16 protein-coding genes are annotated in these 17,796 nt (G+C 39.6%); 5 read left to right on the top strand and 11 right to left on the bottom strand.

Going from position 1 to position 17,796, the window contains the following annotated elements; genetic code table 11:
- Positions 1–26: 26 nt before the first annotated feature.
- Positions 27–1,853, bottom strand: a complete 1,827-nt coding sequence (locus NWP25_RS03670) for a CheR family methyltransferase (protein WP_280656258.1) — start codon at positions 1,851–1,853, stop codon at positions 27–29.
- Between the two features lie 777 nt (positions 1,854–2,630).
- Positions 2,631–3,119, bottom strand: a complete 489-nt coding sequence (locus tag NWP25_RS03675) for a hypothetical protein (protein ID WP_280651941.1) — start codon at positions 3,117–3,119, stop codon at positions 2,631–2,633.
- A gap of 541 nt (positions 3,120–3,660) precedes the next feature.
- Here NWP25_RS03675 and NWP25_RS03680 point away from each other — a divergent pair.
- Positions 3,661–3,882, top strand: coding sequence for a DUF4327 family protein (locus NWP25_RS03680; RefSeq protein WP_280651940.1), 222 nt, complete (start codon positions 3,661–3,663; stop codon positions 3,880–3,882).
- 278 nt (positions 3,883–4,160) lie between these two features.
- Here NWP25_RS03680 and NWP25_RS03685 read toward each other — a convergent pair whose 3' ends face one another.
- The 5 genes from NWP25_RS03685 to NWP25_RS03705 form a co-directional block, all read right to left on the bottom strand.
- Entirely contained in the window at positions 4,161–4,406 is a 246-nt protein-coding gene (locus NWP25_RS03685) for a hypothetical protein (RefSeq protein WP_280651939.1), read from the bottom strand.
- 516 nt (positions 4,407–4,922) lie between these two features.
- Positions 4,923–5,261 (bottom strand): P-II family nitrogen regulator, encoded by a 339-nt coding sequence (locus NWP25_RS03690; protein ID WP_006197171.1) that lies wholly within the window; start codon positions 5,259–5,261, stop codon positions 4,923–4,925.
- Positions 5,262–5,896: 635 nt separating this feature from the next.
- Complete coding sequence (locus NWP25_RS03695) at positions 5,897–6,469, bottom strand: hypothetical protein (RefSeq protein ID WP_280651938.1); 573 nt, start codon at positions 6,467–6,469, stop codon at positions 5,897–5,899.
- A 67-nt stretch (positions 6,470–6,536) separates the two neighbouring features.
- Positions 6,537–7,358 (bottom strand): bifunctional hydroxymethylpyrimidine kinase/phosphomethylpyrimidine kinase, encoded by an 822-nt coding sequence (thiD, locus tag NWP25_RS03700; protein ID WP_280651937.1) that lies wholly within the window; start codon positions 7,356–7,358, stop codon positions 6,537–6,539.
- A 298-nt stretch (positions 7,359–7,656) separates the two neighbouring features.
- Complete coding sequence (locus tag NWP25_RS03705; protein WP_280651936.1) at positions 7,657–8,076, bottom strand: hypothetical protein; 420 nt, start codon at positions 8,074–8,076, stop codon at positions 7,657–7,659.
- A 109-nt stretch (positions 8,077–8,185) separates the two neighbouring features.
- Between NWP25_RS03705 and NWP25_RS03710 the strand changes: the two genes are divergently transcribed.
- Together NWP25_RS03710 and NWP25_RS03715 are read left to right on the top strand one after the other, a co-directional pair.
- Positions 8,186–10,039, top strand: a complete 1,854-nt coding sequence (locus NWP25_RS03710; RefSeq protein ID WP_280651935.1) for a S8 family peptidase — start codon at positions 8,186–8,188, stop codon at positions 10,037–10,039.
- Between the two features lie 67 nt (positions 10,040–10,106).
- Positions 10,107–10,331, top strand: coding sequence for a hypothetical protein (locus NWP25_RS03715; RefSeq protein WP_280656261.1), 225 nt, complete (start codon positions 10,107–10,109; stop codon positions 10,329–10,331).
- 9 nt (positions 10,332–10,340) lie between these two features.
- Here NWP25_RS03715 and NWP25_RS03720 read toward each other — a convergent pair whose 3' ends face one another.
- The gene (locus NWP25_RS03720) at positions 10,341–10,661 is read right to left on the bottom strand and encodes a thioredoxin family protein (protein ID WP_280651933.1); all 321 of its coding nucleotides are present in this window, start codon (positions 10,659–10,661) and stop codon (positions 10,341–10,343) included.
- A gap of 2,140 nt (positions 10,662–12,801) precedes the next feature.
- Here NWP25_RS03720 and hetF point away from each other — a divergent pair.
- On the top strand, positions 12,802–15,327 hold the full coding sequence (gene hetF, locus NWP25_RS03725; protein ID WP_280651241.1) for a cell division protein HetF: 2,526 nt from the start codon (positions 12,802–12,804) through the stop codon (positions 15,325–15,327).
- 41 nt (positions 15,328–15,368) lie between these two features.
- The gene (locus tag NWP25_RS03730; RefSeq protein ID WP_280651242.1) at positions 15,369–15,632 is read left to right on the top strand and encodes a MerR family transcriptional regulator; all 264 of its coding nucleotides are present in this window, start codon (positions 15,369–15,371) and stop codon (positions 15,630–15,632) included.
- Between the two features lie 170 nt (positions 15,633–15,802).
- On the opposite strand, the gene NWP25_RS03735 is transcribed toward NWP25_RS03730, so the two are convergent.
- The 3 genes from NWP25_RS03735 to NWP25_RS03745 all read right to left on the bottom strand — a co-directional run bounded on the left by NWP25_RS03735 (position 15,803) and on the right by NWP25_RS03745 (position 17,626).
- Entirely contained in the window at positions 15,803–16,360 is a 558-nt protein-coding gene (locus NWP25_RS03735) for a peroxiredoxin (protein WP_280651243.1), read from the bottom strand.
- A gap of 32 nt (positions 16,361–16,392) precedes the next feature.
- Positions 16,393–16,647, bottom strand: a complete 255-nt coding sequence (gene sipA / locus NWP25_RS03740) for a regulatory protein SipA (RefSeq protein WP_280651244.1) — start codon at positions 16,645–16,647, stop codon at positions 16,393–16,395.
- Between the two features lie 340 nt (positions 16,648–16,987).
- Positions 16,988–17,626: an LptF/LptG family permease gene (locus NWP25_RS03745; protein WP_280698890.1), complete on the bottom strand. Its 639-nt coding sequence runs from the start codon at positions 17,624–17,626 to the stop codon at positions 16,988–16,990.
- Positions 17,627–17,796 lie beyond the last annotated feature (170 nt).

Raw genomic sequence — 17,796 nt, forward strand, 5'->3', positions numbered from 1 at the left:
TGTTGTTGCTGTTGTCTTTATAGAATTTATGTGCTGTTTATCATACTTTCGATTCGCTGTACATCTGTCATAATCAATACTGCTCCTTCTATTTCTGTACTAAATAAAGGAGTAATAGCGAGATAACATTTTATCAATCTACCCCGGCGATTGGTAGCATCTAAAATCATTTCTTGGAACTGCTGTTTCCCAAATAGGCAATCTCGGATAGGCGATCGCAATTGCTCAATTGGCAAACCAATATCTAGACTAAATAAAGATTTTCCTAATACTTCTTCTGTTCTTAATCCCCACAAATCTTCTACCATATAATTCCAAACTAAAATATTAAAACTTTTATCAATTACTACTATTCCGGTTTGCAGACTTTTGAGAATACAAACCAAAAAAAGATTAGTGCGGTTGAGTTCTATAGTGCGTTCGTTGAGTTCGTTATTAATTGTTTGTAATTCTTCATTAGAGGATTGTAGTTCTTCGTTCATTGTCTCCAATGCTTCATTAGTAGATTGGAGTTCTTCATTGGTAGTTTCCAATTCTTCATTAGTAGATTGGAGTTCTTCGTTAGTAGTTTCCAAATTTTGTCGGGAACGTTGCAATTCTTCTTGCAGTTGGAAAACACGGGTAACATCTTCAAAAGTGATACTTACACCTAATACAGAGTTATCCAAATCTTTCAAAGGTATAATTCGTACATCCCAATATTGCATTTCTGCATTGGATAAATAGCGTTCTACATTTGTCAGAGTGATGGTATGGCCTTCTGCATAAACCCGTTGAATGGGTGCCCGCAGTTCTATGGGTCGGTAGGAAAGTTCTAAATCTTGAAAGGGACGACCTAAATCCTGAGTTGAAAGACCAAAAACAGTACGAGCTTGAGTGTTAACTAACGCTAATATACCATTAGCATCCACTACTATTTGGGCGATGGATAGGGAATCAAAAGCCATTTCTCGCAGCCGCATCTGCTGAGATAATCTGTTGGTAGATCCTGGATCTACTGTATTCGCCATAACTAGCAAGGGATCCCGCAAGTTTCCTACTGATACTTTCCTGAAAATGCGATTTTTTAAATTTACGGAACTAAATGAATTGGAATGTAATAACAGCATCTCTGCTTTTCCCAAAAAAAGATATCCTGTATCATTTAGAGCAAAATGAAACCGAGCCATAATTCGCCCCTGGGTCTCAGAATTAAAATACATGAGTGTATTGCGACATATGAGCAGGTCTAAACGAGAAATTGGGGCATCTTGCAGCAAATCATGACGACCAAAAATAACTGAACGGCGTAAATCTTGGCGAAAGACATAGTTATTTCCTGTAAACTCAAAATATTTATCTTTCAGTCCAGGTGGTAATACTTGGATATCCTTAACTGAATATAGAGCTTGACGGGCTTGAGTCAAAGCTTCTTCATCTAAGTCTGTGGCATAAATTTTTACCCGTTTTCCAAATTCTTCTGCTCCCAAAATTTCAGCCATGAGTATGGCTACAGTGTAAGCTTCTTCGCCAGACGCACAACCTGCACTCCAAATCCGGATTGGCTCCAAGTTATTTTTCAGTGCCACAATATTGGGTAGTACTTCCTGTCCTAAAAATTCCCAGGCTGAAACATCTCGAAAAAAACTGGTCACATTAATCAAAATGGTGTTAAACAATTGACTGAATTCCTCTGGATAAACTTCTAAATAGTCTAAATAATCCTCAAAGCTTTCTATGGAAAAATATTGCATTCGCTTCCGTACCCGGCGCATCAAAGTTGAGCGCTTATAGCCTGTGAAATCAAAGCACCGACTTTGTCTAAGATAACTGAGTAGATTTTCAAACTCAGGGTTACTTTCTGGGGAAGTCATAACTAAATAATGAAGAGTTGGGAATGGCACACACAGTAACAAGGGGACAGTTTTTGCCCCCATATTCCTGCCTTTTCTATCTTGTTGGCGATATTTTATACTTTATGCAATTTAATCATCCATAGTCAGGATGTGGTTGAAAGAATCAACTCTACCTGGAACAGCTATCTTGACAGCAATCACCATCTAACGGAAATATTACCAAATTCCAAACCAGCTTGAAATTAACTAAAAAACTCCTAAGCTCATCTCTCAGCTTGATAAAATGGGGTTTTTTCTTGCTTCAAAAGTGTTTAGATGAGAAAACCTAATCCTAAATCATAAAAACAACTGTGGCAATTTTTTTGTGCCAGTATCTACTTTGTCACACTCACGCCTGATAAGCTTACGAGTAAGCACTAGCCAGTAAACGCTCTAATGCAGTTGGTCAAGATAGCGATTTAATTAGACCATAGGAGAATAAATTATTAGTGTAGATTACGAACTACCAATGAATATATTCTATATGTTACATCATCCGATACTTTATTTTGCAAGCAACAACAAGACCTTCTGTTTATAGATTTTGTTAGCTTGAAATATTCTAGATGATTTTCAGATTACTTGGTATACATAATCATGAACTTAACCAAATGAAATATAACCTATATTATCCTGTGCCTCAAATCAGTTCAGTCGCATAACCATCCAGGAAACAAACTCCCTGGCTGAGAAAATCACAAGCCGTTTATCTTTGTATACCAAGCTAGGTAAGCACTAAATTTTAACCTTTTCTAATTATCGTTTTTTAAATTTTTTGCTTCTAAAATTAGGACGCATTGCTTCTCTACCTAAAATAAACATTCCCGTTACACCCAAGCTAACACACCAAACATACTCGTACCAATATTGGCGAATTTGAGCGATGGTATTGAGTGCAGGATGCAAAGAGTTCAAATAAAGCAGTAGCACAAGTATCATCAACCCCCCAAAACCAACAAAGCTTAAACCAACATAAATCCGTACAGGACGTAGTTCAAAGTCGCTAATTTCTTCTATGTTAATTTCTGCGAGTTCCTGCAAGGATTCATCAGCTACAGTTGATGCTACTTGTAATTTATGACTAAGTTTTGGCGGTAATATCGATATTAGTGTCGCTACAGTGGGGCGACGTAGTGCAGCCTCGGTAGACCGCAGCAATTCTAATGGCTGATAGGTATGACTCGGTTTAGGAAATTCTATATTTTTCCTAGTAGTGGGAATGGTGGCTTTGCCTTTAAAATCCATAGCGCACCTAAAAAAAAATAGGCTGCTAATAGCCTAGCGAATCAATTAGCAGTCCTGCAAATATCTTGAGCCCCTTAAAAGCCGGAGTTAGGTGGTTAACTTATGCAAGGTCTGTGAATTTAGCAATCACGGGGATTTTGGGCAGACTGCTAGTGCATCGTACCACGCCATCCCTCAGATTTTCTTGACGCACAATCATCAAATCAAATACCTGTGCCATATTTGTGGCTAGGGAACTACTTAATGGTTGTGCTGAACAGTATCCAGGCCTGTGGAGGGGTCTACCTAAAGACTGATACCAATTCCTGTTTAAATATGCGATTCTGAGCAAGGTGTAGAGGTATAGAGTTGCTTTAGGCTAGACTCATAACAAAAATTTACCTCTGTAACTGCAATTTCGTATTAAAAAAAAGATGGTTCTCACAATTTAAATGTTTTCATTCTTCACAATTTTTCTATTTTTTCGGATCAGTTGAGTATCAAGCAAAAAAACTTATTGTGTTGAATATCAATTCCTTGATGAAAAAAAGAGGAACAGTGTATGGATACTGCGGTTAAATATGATATTGGGGTTATTAGGGAAGAGGCGCGTCAACTGGTCAAAAAGGGAATTATTGACCGTCAACAGCCAATTTATTCCCTATGTAGATATGTTCCTAATCATGATTGGATATTATTTGAGTTGGAACTAGAAAAAAACGAATTTTTGCTCAGAGATAGGATAATTGACCTATTGAGTAGTGAAACATGGGAAGAAGATTGACAAGCAAAATAAATAACAAACACTGAGACAAAACCCACACATTGATTCTGGGTTTTGACATGAGAGCCATTTTTTGCATTAATTTGGCAGATACAAGATTACATAGCCTTTTCTATGATTCCTGAGAATTGAAAATATTATAATCCCGGTAGATTGAACATATCGGGATTCTGGTTGCTCACGAATATTTTATGAATGCTAATCAAATTATTTTTAAGGCTTATACTGTTTTTTTTATCTAACTACAGGCAAATAGGATATCAATTAAGCCTTTGCTATTACACCGGTACATCTTGCATTCCAACCCACCCAGTGATAGTTTTGCCTTTACTGCCATAAGTTCTATGCTGATGGCGATTTTCAATTTTTTCGGCTATTTTTTGTACAAAAACCTCTTCGAGCAAACTAGAATTTACTCGATTATACACTGGCATATCTTGCCAACAATGGCGGCAAAACCAAGCAAAGCCTGAAGCGCGCACATGGGGCAAAAGTAATCCTGAACAACAAGGGCAGTAATTCATAATTTTCCATAATCCTGATGATAAAAAGCTGTGTATTTAAAATCAAGGCTGTTAATTAATCAGTCCGTTCTCATGTAAAAAGCTATTTATATTTCCAGTGTAATTAGTAATTATGATAATTGTTAAAAAATGCTGATATAGCACAATTTTTTGTAATATTTCGCTATTTAATATTATTAAAAGCAATTAAACTTCATAAAACTTAAACTTAGCTATATCATTACCTTGATTACCGATAAAAGCGAAAAACCTGGCCCTGCTTTGGACTAGCTTTATAAAGCTCACTTTTTATTAATTAAGCTAAGGGTAAATTCATTGGAATACCTTTGAAGCAAGAATCTCCAGCTTATAGCTGTGGGGATTGTCAAAGCATCAGCATGACACAGCCAAAACAATGCTGTGAGAAAAACTTTTAATCCACATTAATGGCGGGTTTATCCCAGGCACTATTTTAGGCGTGTCAATCCACCACAGCTGAGATTTTCTGAGGTTGAGCTACTTAACAGCACCCAAAACTCAAACTGCTTCTGTATTCTTCTCCCCAGTCCGAATACGTACAACTTGTTCTACAGGGGAGATAAAAATTTTGCCATCGCCGATTTCCCCTGTGCGAGCAGCAGCAATGATTTTATCTACCACCATATCCACCTGGCTATCTTCAATCACGATTTCTACTTTGAGTTTTTGCAGAAACTCAACAGTGTATTCGGAACCCCGATAGCGTTCTGTTTGACCTTTTTGCCGTCCAAACCCCCGGACTTCAGAAACAGTCATGCCGACAATACCAGCGTTGACTAAAGCAATTTTTACTTCATCCAGCTTAAATGGGCGAATAATTGCTTCTACTTTTTTCATCATCTTGACTCCTGACTTCTAATAGGTTCGTTTATCAATTTACCCGATAGTCGTAAAACTCCATATTTTCAAATTGGAGATGTAACACTTCCACCAAGTTTCCCAAGGTTACACTGACTTGAATCAGTGTCAAATATCTCAGGAGATATGGAGATATAATGTCAGACCTTTGACCATGAGAGCTATTCTAAAAGAATATGTAAGATTTGCAACTTTTTTTAAACTGTATGCGCTCTAATAAAAGACCTCTCAGGTAGTTGTATGTAACTTTTGTATCTTCAGACAATTATTTAACCAAAAAATGAGATGTGCTACCTAAATTCAGGCAAAAACCTGAAGGGTGGTAATCATCAGGAAACCGGGTAAAACGAGGATTGTACCCGACAGCAAAAAATATTTTGTTGAATGCCCATGGGAACGGTGGTGCTGATATTTTTAGTTAAGGTAGGGATAAAACTAGGTTTAGACCTTAGTGGAATCAGTGGGGCGTCCTTAATAGCACCATTGAAACTTGGTTTGTGGACTCTTTAAGAATCCCCTGGCTTCTAGCTATGGGGAGCATCAGCAAATATTAATGCTTAAACAGCAAGAAAGCAACTGAGTTTGTCTCAGTACATTGGCGCTGGAATTGTCAACTAACGATTTTGATGTTCCAGTAAAGGACGCACAATCAAATACCCAGCACCAAAAGCAGTAAAAATGATTAACAAGATAACGATAGCTAACCACCAACCACTGAATTCTTTAACTTCTTTCTCCGTTGGAGGATAATAGTTAACTTCTTCCTCCACAACATATGTTTCTGGCATCCTCTGGTGATTGGTTTCCACAGGTGCAGACACCCTGGTTGGCTTAACAACAGGTGGACGGTGAGGAGGAACCTGCTGAGGTGGAGAGGATTTTTGTCCAGGACTTTTAACTTCACCAGTAACAAGGGTACCTTGGGGATCATTCCGCTCATGAGTAGAATTTACAAACTTTTGCAGATGTAAAAAAGACTCTACAACCTTGCCAATTTCTTGGCGTAGTAATTGATTTTCTTGCTCTAGTTGCTGTTTTTGCTCAGTGAGTGCATTTAGTTTTGCTTGTGTCAATTGTAACTCTTTTGCCAATTGTCGGTATACGTACACTGGCACAGACGGAAGGTAGGTTTCAGGAATTGGAGGTTTTGCTGGATTGTGGTGAACAGAACTTGGGGTTGTTTGCATCAGGGACTTGGTATCAAAAATTAAGGCTATGATATATCACAAAGGTACTATCAGAGTATAGTTACCCTTAACTTTTTAACAGGGGAAAAAAATGTCCCACAGGGCCTTGTCCTTTGCCAATATCTAGAGCATAAGTGAGTGAGGTGGTGACATAGGTCTTTGCTTTTTGTACCGCTGACCATAAGTCCATACCCATAGCCAGATTAGCCGCAATGGCAGCTGATAATGTACAACCAGTACCGTGGGTATTTTTAGTCTCGACTTGCTTTGTCATCAAAGTTTCCAGTTTTTCCCCATCAAAGCAGATATCAACACCATGACACTTACCCTGCATCCCACCGCCCTTCACTAAAACGGCTTTTACCTTGAGATTTCGGTGTATGACTTGAGCGGCTGCGCGCATATCATCTATGGTATTGATTGGTAAACCGCTCAAAATTTGTGCCTCGTAACGATTTGGTGTGACAATGGCAGCTTTAGGTAATAGGGCATTACGTAGAGTCTTGACAGCATGATCATCAATTAGTTGCGCCCCTGTGCGTGACACCATTACGGGGTCTACTACTAAGTTATTGATTTGTAATGTTTCTATTTGCTCGGCAACAGCAGAGATGATTTCTTGGTTGAGCAACATTCCAGTTTTGGCAGCTTGGACACCAATATCTTTCACCACTGCTTCAATTTGGGCTATGACGGCTTCTGTTGGCATAGCATCAACCCGTGCTACTCCTAGGGTATTTTGTGCAGTCACACAGGTAATTGCACTGGTACCGTGGACACAATGAAAAGCAAAGGTGCGTAAATCAGCTTGAATGCCGGCACCTCCACCGCTATCTGAACCAGCAATGGTTAAAACCACAGGTACTTGAGAAAGTATTTCAGTATTCATACATTCATAAAAATTATGGTTGAGATGGTGTTTGCTGGGCTTAGTACAGCCAACTTAGAACATTGACCAAGAAACGAGACCCAGTCCCCTGGCTTCAAACATGGGGATAAGCCGATGGTGACTTCAACCACACTGAATATTATATAGCTCCATTTCATATAATCTTTGTGAAGTCTTCACATCATCAGTATAGGAGGGTGAGCTATATCATTAATACATGAGTCAAAAATACAAACGAAGCAACAATATTACCCATTCATGCAAATACCACTGTGGATTCTTTAAGAATCCCTGCCTTTTAACCATGGAGAGTATCAAGTAGACTTTGTAAATACTTAGCCCATTTTGCAGCTAGAGGAACTTCTGTAAAGGGAACGTGTACTGACTTGGATTCAGGAAAGAGAAATTCTAACTCAATAATTCGACCTTTTTGGGGGTGATTTTCTGTTGTTACCACTTTCTTGTCTACTACAAGACGTATTTCGCTGACATCCAGTAAAGAAAAAGTTTCTAGTTCTATCAGTGCTTTAGGTGTGGGTTTCCCCCAAGTTACATTGTTATCTTTTAGACCCAAAACCGCATAAATATCATACTTTGATTTTTCAAATTGCTCCGCCCAAATACGGTATGCTTCAAGTTTTTGGTACTCCCTTGAACCTTGCCAAGCCAGCCAGAAAAATGCTGCTAATAAAGGTAACCATAAAAGACCACGTTCCATTGTTTTAACAGTCCTAAATATTGCGTAAAAATTGTACAAAGTACACCAATGAGGTGTGAGGATAGGTTATGGTAGTGAGCAAACTGGCAAAAAGCTGTGATGAGTTGAAATGAAAAAACTTATATTATTTTGCTTATTTGTCATCGGGCTAGGGGCTGCTGTTTTTGGTTTCCTGAATTTTCATGGTTTAGCATATCAAGGTGATTTTGAGACAATTTTGCTAGATTTTCGGGAAGACCTTCCCAAAGAGGTATTACAGCAGAATTTACAAGCGATCGCTCAAGAATACAACGTCACGCCCCGATTAGACAATCAATTTTCCAACCAGGACAATGTGTATATTATTGAAGGCAATGGCCAGCGATTGAAAAAACTGAAAAAATCTTCATTCGCCCAATTTACAGAATTAATCGAGCCAAATTATATCTATACAAAGATTCCTCTACCAGCTCAAGCAACTGGGTATGAAGAAGTACTTTCATCTCCAGATCATCCAGCAGATCCTTCATTAGTGGGACCTAATGACCAATATTACAGCAAACAGTGGAATCTGCACAACATTGGCATGGAAGGGGCATGGAGTCAAACCAAAGGCAGTGGTGTCATAGTAGCAGTAATTGACACTGGTATCACTCCCGTGCGCGACTTGATAGACACCAAATTCGTCAAAGGCTATGATTTTGTAAGGGATGGCGAAGAAGCCACAGATGACAACGGACATGGTACTCACGTTGCCGGCACCATTGCCCAAACTACCAATAATAAATATGGTGTAGCCGGCATTGCTTACGAGGCTAGTCTCATGCCTTTAAAGGTACTCAGTGAGTATGGTGGGGGAACTGTTGCCGATATTGCCGAGGCGATTAAATTTGCGGCTGACAATGGTGCTGATGTCATTAATATGAGCTTAGGCGGCGATGGCGAAAGCCAATTAATGAAAGAAGCCATTGACTACGCTCATAAAAAAGGTGTAACAATTGTTGCCGCAGCCGGAAACGAAAATCACAATGGGGCAAGTTATCCCGCACGTTACCCCCATGTTATTGGCGTTGCTGCATTCGGCCCAGACGGAGAAAAAGCCCCTTATTCCAACTTTGGAGCAGGGGTAGATATTTCTGCCCCTGGTGGTAGTGACATGGGTAAAATTATCCAAGAAACTATCAACCCTGAAAACAACGGCGAAGGAATATTTCTTGGACTCCAGGGTACAAGCATGGCTTCTCCTCACGTTGCTGGCGTAGCCGCACTAATTAAAGCTGTTGGAGTCAAAGAACCAGACGAAGTATTAAAAGTTATAAAGCAATCAGCACGAGTTATCCAAGATGATAGCTTAAACTATTACGGTGCTGGACAACTTAATGCCGAAGCCGCAGTCAAACTTGCGACTACAGGGCAAATCAGCTTCCAAGATTTCTTCAGGTGGTTACGAGACAACGGTTATCTTAACCCCCGATTTTGGATTGATGGTGGTGCGGTAGCACTGTTACCTAAACTACTGATGGTATTAGGTTCCTATCTGCTGGCTTGGTTTTTGCGGGTTTACTTCCCCTTTACTTGGAGTTGGTCCTTATCCAGTGGTTTAATTGCTGGTAGTTCTGGGTTATTTTTCCTCAAGGGAATATATATCTTTGACCTACCCCAATGGCCTTTCCGGCTTTTAGGTAGTTCCATTCCGGAACTAGGCAACACTCTACAAGGAACAAACGCCTTAAATCCCATATTTGCCAGCGTACTAATTCCTATAGTACTAATGGCATTATTCTTAGGACATCCTAGCTGGAAATGGTTTGCCATTGGTTCTACCCTGGGCTGCGCGGCATTTTTGACAGTTAGTGCCATTTACGACCCAGCAGTTTGGGGTTTAGGAAGTAGCAACCTAGCCCGGATTTTTCTCATCACCAATGCCTTACTGTGTTATGGACTAGCTCGTTTAGCATTAAAAACTGACAATCAAATAGCATAAGCGGAACATGGGGAATTAGGCTGCAATATCTTAGTTTCCCTACTCCCTACTTCCTACCTTCTAAATTATGAGCATCACAGTTACAGGTACTATTCAACGTCGAGATATTGGTACTGGCGCTTGGGCGTTAGTTACAGATGATGGTAATACTTACGAAATCCTTAGAGGTGCTGACAAAAACTTGCTCAAATCCGGACAAACAGCAAAAGTTACAGGACGGGTGCGTGAAGATATCATGACCATGGCCATGATTGGACCTATCTTGGAAGTCCAGTCATTTGAGATGCTTTAGGATTTTTTGCTAGTTGTTACCTACCGAATTGAGAACTTCTTGTAGACGGGTTCTAAACTCACCTTTGGGATGACCTCCTTTTACTTCGCCGACAATTTGTGATTCTCCTTCTGGAGAATCACAAATTATGTAAGTAGGCCATCCCATTTCTGATTTATCTGGATATTGAGTCAACAGAATTTTGCGATACTTACGGTAAGTAGCGGTATCTTGCATTTTTACATCAATAAATTCCAAACCCAGCTCTTCAGCTACCTTTTTGTCATAAAAAGACATTTTGTGGCAGATGCCGCATTCTTCTGAAGAAAATTTAATAACAGCTAAACTCATGAGGCTACGTGCTATGTAAGCTCTAGGGAGATTATCACATTTTGAAAAAATGAACAATAAAATTATAAAAAAAATTAATGGTTTCAGCAAACACAGGCTTTATTTGTCTGATGCAAGCAGGGGTTAGCTTCATTGGTTGTGCTGTAAAGCCCATAACGAAATTATCACCTGGTTTTTTTCTACCCTCAAAGCTAGCCAATAAAAATCTGTATATTTAGCTAAATATTTAGCCAAAAACTATGATAGGATATAGGAAACTACAGTAAAAGCATCTACTAGTTCTAGTTTTGTCTAACAGCCAGAAAATACTTTAAGAAAGTACGGTAAGTAATGCAACAATGCACTACTATCTTCCTTTTAAGGTAGTACTATTGGGGTGAATCCAGCTAGAAACTGTCATCAATGCTCAAAATCTTTTAAAAACCTTATGGGTGCAGAGGTTGCCAACTAGGGTCTAACAGTGTAGCATGGTTGGGAAATATATCTAGACGGCCCTTTCTGTTTGGAAATATTATTATGGAGATAGCTGACCCTGGTGCTATAAACTCAAGTTTCATTGCTACGGGATGCAGAAGCTGACTCGGTGTGATGGCCTGGAAAAAATTTGTGTAAACCACTTATTAAAAAACTAACAACTTAAGTCCTCTGTTAATCCTTTAAGAGTATCTAACTGCTAACATCAGGTCAAACTGCGAAAACAGTAAACTCTCGAGAGGTTTATACAGGCACAACGTTAACTGTTAAGTTTTATTTGTTCAGTTACATCTACTTCTTCTTGGTGGTTTTGTACAGATTTTTGGAAACGGTTTACTCGTTGGTTTAGTTAACAAATCATGACACTAATAACAATAAAAAACCATCAACACTAGAATATTTTTATAACCTTGCGTTATAATATTGGCCTAAGCCGCTAGAAATAAGCCAAGCCTATCGGCAGAAAACTTTCTCCAAAAACTCCATCCAATTTTTGTCAGTCAGGGGAGTTATTTGTCAGGGTCCATCTACTAATTAAATGTTCTGAGCTTACGTCTAGCCCTCCGGATGAATCTTTCCCAAGATTTGTTATTATTTCGTTTAAGTAAAAAAACCTTGTGGTGGCAACCAGCGAAGGGAGCTAGTGTTTAGGGTGTATCTGCCAATAAACTTTTCTAGGACTAAATGGGATGTTCGGGATAAAATTGTCACAAATGGGAATGTTGGTTATACCCAACATAAAAAAATCCCTCAGTGGTGGCGGTCTAGGGGAGTTAATTATCAGGACGCATTGATCAAGAATCTGTTTTTAGATGAAAGAGTTGAGTTCATTCTGGACAAAATTCTCATTAGTGATATGATGGTTTCTGTTTCCAGAATAAAAAAATCCCCCACTGAGTGTTAGTCAGGCAGGGGTTACCACTAGTTCCTTTAAGCCGTACATATCAGCCAAAGTAATAAAACTCAACTCGGATGTAATTGGTTTATTGGACACGATTAAAAAAGTAATTCCTGAAGTCTTCCACCAGGGAACAAAAGCCTTGCCGTTTAGCCCTGTAGCGGTTGATCCGTTACGCACTCACAATTTTCTACAAATTGTTTAAACGGCACTAATTATGAGGTTGCATCTGCCAATTGAATATTCACGTTGCAACTACTATTATCCGGAGAACATTATCATCAAAATGGTTACTGTTAAGGTCGCAAAAAAATCCCCTGGTGAGTGTTAGTCAGTTAGGGGAAATAATTATGAGGTTGCATCTACCAATTCGATATTCACCATGGAACTACTATTCTCCGGAGAAGCCCGTCATCCTGATTGTCAAAACATAAAAAAAATCCCCCAACGGGTGTTAGCCAGTCAGGGGAGTTAGTTATCAGGGTGCATCTACTAATTTAATCTTCTAGCTGTAACTACCTTTTCCGGAGAAAATTCTTATGGACTTTTCATGAGGATGTATTTTTTCTGTGACATTCTCCGTTATGACATCCCAAAAATACAAGAAACTAAAAATATGATTCACTTGTCATAATGAAAAATAAGCATTAATTGAGCATGAACCCTGTGTATAAAACCATGCCCAAATAAATGCCCAAACACCAAAAATAACCCTTTGGAAAATTGTTTGAGTGTTTATGCAAGCAAAATGGCTGGAAACATTGATTTATGGAGTTTAATCAGGAATTTCACCTTTCCGTAACCCCAGTAGGGCAGAATGACTATTTGGTGCGGACGGAACAAGTTGCCCCTGGGGTGCCATTGGCAGAAGAACTCGTAACTTGGCCTGTAGCTGAGTGGTTGGTGTCTGCTGGACATCTAATGAATGACCCACTGAAATCAGTGTTGCAGGGAGAAGCCATTGCTAGAAACTCTGTTAATCTGGTGGCATTGGGACAGCAACTTTATAACGCACTGTTTCAAGGTACTCTCAGAGACAGTTGGATTACTGCCCAAGGTATTGCCCAGAACCACCAACAATTGCTGCGTTTACGTTTGGGGCTAAAAGACATCAGGTTAGCACGTTTGCCGTGGGAAGTGATGCACGCAGGCGATCGCCCTCTGGCCACTGGCCCTTATATTGCTTTTTCTCGGTACCAATGCGGAATGATGGCAACATCTCGTTTGCCTTCAAGAAACAGACCAACAATGTCAGAAACCCGTGGAGTCAAAGTTTTGATGGTGCTGGCTTCTCCTCCTGATCAAGTTCGTCTAGACTTGCTGAAACAAGAAGCTATTAAACTGCAAGGCGAACTTCACCGTCAAACATCACGAACTAACGAAAGTGGCAATCATTTACCGGAGATAGAACTAACCCTGTTAGATCAACCAGGGCGAGAAGAATTGACCCAGGCTTTAGAACAGGGAAGTTATCAAGTTTTACACTACTCCGGTCACAGTAACTTAGGACCCAACGGTGGACAAATTTATCTTGTTAGTAGAAGAACTGGCTTAACGGAAACCCTCAGCGGTAATGACTTAGCCGGTTTGTTGGTCAACAATAATATTCAAATGGCGGTGTTTAATTCCTGTTGGGGGGCGTACACTGCCACATCAGATCCCGCCGGAGATTTGACGGGTGAACGTAATTTAACCGAAAGCCTAGTGAGGCGGGGAATTAGGGGCGTTTTGGCTATGTCAGAAAGAATTCCTGACGAGGTAGCGTTAACCTTGACACAATTATTTTACCGCAATCTCAGCCAGGGATATCCCGTGGATTTGTGTGTTAGTCGGGTACGTCAGGGACTAATTTCTGCTTATGGTTCTCACCAAAGTTACTGGGCGTTACCAATTTTATATCTCCAACAGAATTTTGACGGTTTGTTGTGTTCAGAAATGTCTTTAAGTGTAGATTCACTCAAAGGATATACTCATAATCCGCCTTTGAGAGTAAATCCCACTGCTATGTATTTTGCAATGGCAGATGATGCGGATATGGCTTTACCCATTGATGACATGATTCCTTCTGGCTTAGGTCATGATGGTTCAGATTTAGACTGGCTAGGTGAAGAGACATGGGGGGATTTAGTTGATGAAATTGAGTATGATGACCCTGACTATGCAGAAGATTCGGCCTTAGTGTCAGATTTGTTTCGTCAGCTAGATCAACAAAAAGCAGTCAATGAGCAATTGAGTGGCACACTTGGGCAATCCATGAGATCTGACCAATTTCCGCTAGATGAGGCTGAGGAAGATGTTGCTGCTGTGGATCACCAAATAGTGGAATTATGGACAAAAATACCAACAGTTTTAACGGAAAACACTCAAGATTTGAGACAAGATGGGAATAATCTCTCCGCCCGCAGTTCATCACCACCAACCCCATTAAATCCTCAATCTTGGACTCCTCAACTGCCGCCTATTCTCAGTATTATAGGCGCAAATAGGTTGGTAACCTTGACCCTAGTTTTCGCTACTTTGATGGGCTTGGGTTGGTGGTGGCAAAATCGACAAGTATTGTTTTTATCCGACATACCGCCAATTCCTACCCAGTCTAGAGTCGGCGGAAATGAACCAGAAATCGAGATCACAAAGGCTGTGACTGGAATTGTGACTGCCAAAGCTACAGAAAAATTAAGCCAGGGTAACTTGCAAGAAGGATTGATGGTGGTACGAGAACTACTTAATCGCGGGGCGCTGAGTGCTGCTGAAACCTGCTTGAATTTAATTCCTAAAAACCAACTGGATAATCCATCTGTTAGTTTTTTTAAGGGACGATTAGCATGGCAGTCTGTGCAGAGTGGAGACAAGAAATACAGCATAGATGATGCCCGCCGTTACTGGGAAAATGCTGTACAGGCTGAACCGGATTCGCCCTTGTATAATAATGCTTTGGGATTTGCTTACTATGCACAAGGCAATCTCAATGGAGCTAATCACTCTTGGTTTAAGGCTTTGACTTTAGCTCTCCAACAGCAGAATAATCCTCCTGCTAAATCCGGAACTTTGGAAGCAACAATATCTGAAGACGCTTTAACTTCCTATGCTGGGTTAGCTCTTGGGTTGTATAAATCCGCGCCAAATCAACCCGGTACTAAACAAGCACAGTATATCAAAGAAGCCATCAAACAATCTCAAACTGTGCTGAGGAATGATCCGATAAATTTTCAGATTAGTAAATTAAGTAGCAATTGGCTGTGGACAGAACAGGCCATTGCAGATTGGCGATCGCTCCTTCAGGAAAAAGGTGAGTAATTCCTAATTGACAGATAAATGGACAAACTTCTAGATGTTTGATGTTTAAACCTCATGAGCTTGCTCCAAGAATCCATGTGTCAGTGAAAACATTGCAAACATGGGATGCATCAGGAAAACTTCCTGCTCAAAGAACTTTATCAAAACATGGTTTTTACACTGACAACGATTTATTAATAACTCAAGGACTAAAACCAACACAAGCACAAGGAAAATTAATAGTTTATTGCCCAGGGTCTTATAATGGGCAAAAACCACAATTTAAAAATCAGATCCTAGCAAGGGTAGGGCATCAAATTACTTAAGAAGGTAATTTCCAGAGTTAAAAAAACTACCTTCTTTGTGGACACCACTGGCACTGAGGTAGTTAAAAAGTACCTTGAACATCAAGGTAGCAAATAAGGAAACACGGCGATAAATCCCCTTGACTCCCGTTTCATCCCCTGGCTAAAGCGTAGAAGTTCTTACCCTCCCACTATGGTTTCATAGACTGTAACTTTTCTAGTTGTGCTAGTACTTCTGTACTGTGGATTGATGGGTTGACTTTGAGAAAAATCTGACGCAAAATCCCTTCGGGATCAATAATAAAACTATGGCGCATTGACACAACACCGATCCAGGAACCATAAGCTTTACTCACAGCCCCAGTGGTATCAGCCAATAGGGGAAATTTTAGCCCCTCTGAATCACAAAATTCGGCGTGGGAATCAACATCATCAGCGCTAACACCAATAATCTGAGTGTTTTTCTTGATGTATTTGGGTAAGTCTTGCTGAAAACGACGAGCTTCTATAGTGCAACCAGAGGTAAAGTCTTTGGGATAAAAATAAAGGACCACCCACTTACCCTGTAAATCAGAGAGAGAAACTTTCCCCTCACCTGTGTTAGTAGGCAAGGTAAACTCCGGTGCAGGCTGATTGATGGCCGGAAGTTTACCACCAAGAGCATGAGCAGCTGGGGTAAGATGCAACCAACTGATAACAGCAAAACAGCTGACAAGTAATATGTTGAAAAAATTGCGCCGAGAAATCATGGTACACACCAAAATGAGAACTTTACACAAGTTTACAATTGTTCGTGACCTTGATGAGATTCCGGTGGAGTATCTATGCTTTCAATATATTGGCTATCTAAGAGAAACTTTCCTCTAGCAAAGTGTATACCCCAATATCCTCCGGGACGGCGGTCAAGGACTGTACCCTCTTCTCCTATGCGAATCACATCTGGGGGGCGTAGCATGGGCATGGGGTCTGCGGTTTTGACGTAGGGGGGTAGTGCTACAACTTTGACTTTACTACCAATGGCAAATTCTTTGGACATTTTGATCAAACTATCAGTTTTTACTCACTCATAACTCATAAATCATAAATTTTACTAGGGTTCATCTAGTTTTTTATTTAGTGTCAAGGTTAAGTGCCAAAAGTGGAGAATTATTGGGAATTGCGTTGTTCACGGCGCCATCGCACATTTTCCCCCATTTACTCTAATTATTGGCGTTATTAGGTGGGTCAGCACTGCTAGCATCTGTTCTTTAGATGATTCTCCTCTTTGGCGCATTTGGCTTTTCTGTTGTTTAGTCAAATTTAAGTCAGCCCAAACCCGTTATATCTGGTGTTACTTTATCCTATTTTACTGTCATTTGTTGGTTTGTTTTCCTTGATTATAGTGAATTTTTCTTAATTAGAATATAAACTCCCACACCAGTACAAATTATATTTGGTAGCCATATGCAATAAAATGAAATAATTTCTGATATGATAAGAATGTTAGTAATTAATTGAGTTCCATCATATAACAGGATAATTACTAATGTTATAGTAAAGCTATTATATCTAATTCTCGATTTTAGATTAATTCCTATTGCTGAACCCAACAAAGCAAATACAGCACAAGAAACAGGCAAAGTAAATCTTTCCTGAATATTAACTTGTAGACTGCGAAAATTTCTGCCATCGCATCCCTGTTGAAAAACTAACAATCGCTGATGACCTTGAAATATATTCATTTCTCTATAATCAAGTTTTTGTTGTTCTATTTGCAGTTGTAAAGATATATTAGATAGATATAGAGGCATGGCATCAAACATAATTCTTTCACCATAAGACCCATCTGGATTAATTATACTTTTTACTCCATGATAGAAATAACAAAATTCCTGTTGCCGATAGCATTGAGCAAGCTTAGAGTTAATAATCACCTTTAATTTTTGGGAATTTCTAATTAATAATGTTACTTCTTGCATCTGACCATAATTAAATTTCTCTGCATATATAGCGTTTTCCAGTCTAATGATGTACACTTATTAAGATAAGGTTGTGCATCTACTTGATGGTAAAAATGAAAGCATATTCTCTCGACTTTCGCCAAAAAATACTTGATACATACTTGGAAAGTGGAATATCACAACGTCAATTAGCAAAAAGATTCTGTGTAAGTTTAAGTTTTGTGGAGAAATTACTAAAGCAATAT

The sequence above is a fragment of the Umezakia ovalisporum Ak1311 genome (assembly GCF_029891685.1).
GTDB classification, from domain to species: domain Bacteria; phylum Cyanobacteriota; class Cyanobacteriia; order Cyanobacteriales; family Nostocaceae; genus Umezakia; species Umezakia ovalisporum.